At 41.9% G+C, this 4,387-nt stretch carries 4 protein-coding genes; 2 read left to right on the top strand and 2 right to left on the bottom strand.

Annotation, left to right across the window (positions count from 1 at the left end; translation table 11 throughout):
- A partial coding sequence (uvrA, locus tag Q1V93_RS03870; protein ID WP_300661696.1) for an excinuclease ABC subunit UvrA occupies positions 1–1,822 on the top strand: 1,822 nt, incomplete at its 5' end.
- Between the two features lie 140 nt (positions 1,823–1,962).
- On the opposite strand, the gene Q1V93_RS03875 is transcribed toward uvrA, so the two are convergent.
- Both Q1V93_RS03875 and Q1V93_RS03880 read right to left on the bottom strand, forming a co-directional pair.
- Positions 1,963–2,133 carry a hypothetical protein gene (locus Q1V93_RS03875; RefSeq protein WP_300661703.1) on the bottom strand — a complete coding sequence of 57 codons (171 nt, stop codon included), beginning with the start codon at positions 2,131–2,133 and terminating at the stop codon, positions 1,963–1,965.
- 36 nt (positions 2,134–2,169) lie between these two features.
- A complete protein-coding gene (locus Q1V93_RS03880) occupies positions 2,170–3,711 on the bottom strand; it encodes a cation:dicarboxylase symporter family transporter (RefSeq protein WP_300661706.1) in 1,542 nt (513 codons plus the stop codon).
- A 199-nt stretch (positions 3,712–3,910) separates the two neighbouring features.
- On the opposite strand from Q1V93_RS03880, the gene Q1V93_RS03885 reads away from it, so the two are divergent.
- On the top strand, positions 3,911–4,387 hold a 477-nt coding region (locus Q1V93_RS03885), incomplete at its 3' end, for a Rho termination factor N-terminal domain-containing protein (protein WP_300661709.1).

The following is a 4,387-nucleotide window of genomic DNA, read 5'->3' on the forward strand; positions in this document are numbered from 1 at the left end:
ATTGGTTCGAAACGCCCGCAAATTCGATTTTCCGATTCACCGGCCGGTGGAAGAATTGACGGAAGAACAAGTCGAACTACTTTGGAACGGAAACCAGCATTTTGCAGGAATCAACGGTTTCTTCAAATTCGTTGAAAGCCAGTCATACAAAATTCAATACCGCGTCTTGCTTTCCCGTTACAGAGGAAAAACAAGCTGCCCGGAATGTCACGGAACACGTCTGCGTGAAGATGCAAACTATGTAAAAGTAGGTGGTATTTCCATCAAAGAACTGGTTTTGATGCCGATTGAAAAAGCATTGGAGTTTTTCCGGAATTTAGAAGTCGATAACTTTGAAGCACAAATCACCAAGCGCATTCTTCCGGAAATTACTCAGCGACTCTCATTTTTGTGCGACGTAGGTTTGGGATACCTGACTTTAAACCGTGCGGCAAATACGCTTTCCGGTGGAGAATCACAACGAATCAACCTGGCAACCTCATTGGGAAGTAGTTTGGTCGGATCGATGTATATTTTGGATGAACCGAGTATCGGTTTGCACCCGAGAGACACGGAACGATTGATCGGCGTTTTGAAAAAATTGCGTGATCTCGGAAATACGGTTATTGTTGTGGAACACGAAGAAGATATGATGCTTCATGCCGACGAAATCATTGATATTGGTCCGGCAGCCGGAAAATTCGGTGGTGAAGTGGTCTTCCAGGGAAAATTTGACGCACTGACAAAGAATGAAACCAGTCTCACAACACAATATTTAACCGGAGTAAGAGAAATTCCCGTTCCGAAAAAACGCAGAAACGGAAAAAATAAAATTTCAGTGATCGGAGCCAAAGAGCACAACCTGAAAAATGTTTCGGTCGACTTTCCGTTGAACCGCATTGTAGCCGTTACAGGTGTGAGCGGATCGGGGAAATCTACGTTGGTAAAAGAAATCCTGTACCCTGGAATTCGTAAATACTTAGGACAGTTTGGAGATCACCAGGGAAATGTGAAACGCATTGAAGGAGATTTATCAAGCATTGCGGAAATCGAATTGATCGACCAGAATCCGATCGGAAAATCTTCCCGAAGTAACCCGGTGACTTATGTCAAAGCTTTTGACGATATCCGCGAATTGTTTGCCCGGCAAAATGCTTCCAAACACAACGGGTATAAAGCCGGATTCTTCTCTTTCAACGTAGAAGGCGGACGCTGTGAAATGTGCGAAGGCGAAGGAGTTGTTACGGTGAGTATGCAATTCATGGCAGACGTTCACTTAAATTGTGAAGCCTGCGGTGGAAGCAGGTATCGCCAGGAAGCTTTGGAAGTTCATTATCGTGGAAAAAACATTTCAGACATTCTGAACATGGATATTTCTTCTGCTTTGACTTTCTTCAAAGAAGGGACGGATAAGCTGGACGAAAAAATTATTCAGAAAATCCAGCCTTTGGAAGATGTTGGTTTGGGTTATCTTCAAATGGGACAATCCAGTAGTTCATTGAGTGGTGGTGAAGCACAACGGGTAAAACTAGCTTCGTTCCTGATCAAAGGAGCACAAAAAACCAATAAAACACTTTTTATCTTTGACGAACCGACAACCGGACTTCATTTTTACGATATCGAGAAATTGCTGATTGCCTTTAACCGCCTGGTAGACGATGGGCATTCGATCATTGTGATCGAACACAACATGGATGTGATTAAAGCTGCCGACTGGATTATCGACATTGGTCCGGAAGGTGGTATTAACGGCGGAAACATTGAATTTACCGGAACTCCGGAGGAATTGGTTCAGCGAAAAAACAACTACACAGGAATGCACTTAAAGCATAAGTTGAAGTAGGATTTAGTAATCGACGAAAACAACCTTTTGTTCGACGAAAGTAACCAGGAACGCATTTTCAATTTCGGGTGTTTTTCATTTGACCTATATTCGATTTATGATTATGAGGTTCAAATTATTTTGTTTCACACTGTTCGCGCTCAATGGGTTACATTCCTGTTCAACTGAATCAGGAGTGAAGCGCGAAGCGGTTTCTTCGCTTTCCTCAAAGGACTATATCGCCAAAGAAGAAGCCAGCCCGCATGTGTCATCTGCTGAAGAATTGAAACTCCAATTCCACGGTTGTAAAGCGCATCAATGATGAACCTCATTAAAATATTGTAGGGGAAAACGACGGATAAGGAACTTTATTCGTCGTTTTTTTCGATTAACAACTCTCCCTCACTCCGTGCAATTACTGCAGAAGCCAGGCAGTTTCCAAGTACATTGACCGAAGTTCGGGCCATATCCATCAACGCATCAATTCCAAGAATAATCCCGGCTTTTTCCACACTGATTCCCAAATGTTTGTAATCCATTAAAGTCGTAGTCAGAATAACGAAAGATGCTCCTCTTACACCGGCAACACCTTTACTCGTAAGCATCAGGGTCAAACAAATAGAAACCTGTTGTCCGATGGTGAGATCCACCCCGCTCATCTGCGCCACAAAAACCGTAGCCATGGATAAATAAAGTGTTGTTCCATCCAGGTTGAACGAATACCCGGTCGGAATCACAAAACCAACGATTTTCTTTGGAATTCCGAACCGCTCCATGTTCTCCAATGCTTTCGGTAAAGCAGCCTCGCTACTCGCGGTAGCAAAAGCAACAGACATGGGTTCAGTAACTGCTTTCAGAAACCCTCTCAACGGAACTTTCGCAAGTAACGCAATTGGCAATAGAACAACCAATATAAAGACAACCAGCGTCACATAAAGCGTACCTACCAGTTTCATGAGGTTCCCCAAAACTTCCGTTCCGGAATTTGCCACCGTATACGCAATGGAGCCAAACACAGCAAGCGGAGCAACGTACATCACAATATCCGTAAACTTGAACATCACCTCCGAAAGACTTTCCATCCAGTTGATCATGGTCTCCTTGTGCTTCAGGTTTTGAACCAGACTCAGTGCAATTGCAAAAATCAATGAGAACACAACAATCTGAAGTACCTGATTTTCAACAATGGATTTCGCGAAATTCTCCGGGAAAATATCTACAATATGGTCTTTCGGTTTCTCAAGCTGAGCAAGTAAATCCGTAGACTTTTCTTTCATTTTTTCGGACACTTCCACTTGCTGAACACCTTTTCCTGCTTCTGTCAGGTTAATAGCAGCCAATCCTAAGAACAAGGCAAACGTGGTGACGATCTCAAAGTAAATAATACTCTTTAAACCAATTCTTCCGACCTGTCTTAAATTACTGTGTCCCGCAATTCCGACAACCAGTGTAGAGAACAGCAAAGGAGCAACCAGCGTTTTGATCAGTCGCAGGAAAATATCTCCGAAGCGTTTCAATTCCAGCGACATTTCCGGGAAGTCCAAACCAACTTCCACCCCGATGATCATCGAAGAGAAAATCCATAACGACAATTTTTTACCACGCATGGAAAACCCGATCAGCATACCCATTAGCAGGAATTTCACAATATGCCCTCCGATAAACAAAGCATCTCCGCCCAATCGTTCTACATAAAACAATAAGGCAGTAAATCCATACAATGCGATATAATACAATAGATTTCTACGCGTTTTAAACAAAAACCAACCGCCAATCACACCGGCAACAATGGTTCCCGGAGCAATCAAAGCAAATGGATCTACATGTTTATTGAAAATTTTCAGTGCTATCAAAACAGCATAAAACAAGACAATTAGCAGACGTAGAATAAGTGTTTTAGATATCTTCATGGGGAATTTTATGTTTTTTTCGCTGTGGGCACAAATTTAATAGGATAAAAATGAAAACAAAACCTATTTTTTTCTGAAAAAAAGTAATTTCATTGTGCTTGTATAAGGAATATTTGTAATATTGCAACATCGTAATTGAAATTACATTGCTTTTCGCAAGTATTCAGTCGAATACAATACAACTAGTCCAAAATTTTATATGAATAAAAAAGACTTAGACGGTAAGTTATTACCAGAATTAAGGGAAATTGCTAAATCTCTTGGGGTTAAGAAGGTTGAATCATTCAAGAAAAACGAATTGATTGAGCAGATTCAAGCAAACGCTGCTCCTTCCGAACCAACAGAAAAAGCTCCTGCAAAACCGAAGACTACTAAAAAAGTTGCTGAACCTAAAACAGAGCAAAGCGCCCTTGCTACAGATCTTTTTTCATCAGAAACTCCTGATAACACTGAAGTAAAAGCGGAAGTGAAAGAAGCAAAACCGGAAGCAGAAAGCAATTCCAATTCTCACTCAAAAGAAAAGCGCAAACGCATTCCGGCTGCAAAAGAAGCTACGGTAACAGAAGCGAAAGCAGAATCAACTGAAGCTCCGAAAGCGGAAGAAGCGGCAAGTGCTCCTGAAGCAACAACGACTTCAACAGAAGAAAAACCGGTTCAGGAAAGACGTCCTTTCGAA

It is taken from the genome of Fluviicola sp. (assembly GCF_030151805.1).
Lineage (GTDB): Bacteria > Bacteroidota > Bacteroidia > Flavobacteriales_D > Crocinitomicaceae > Fluviicola.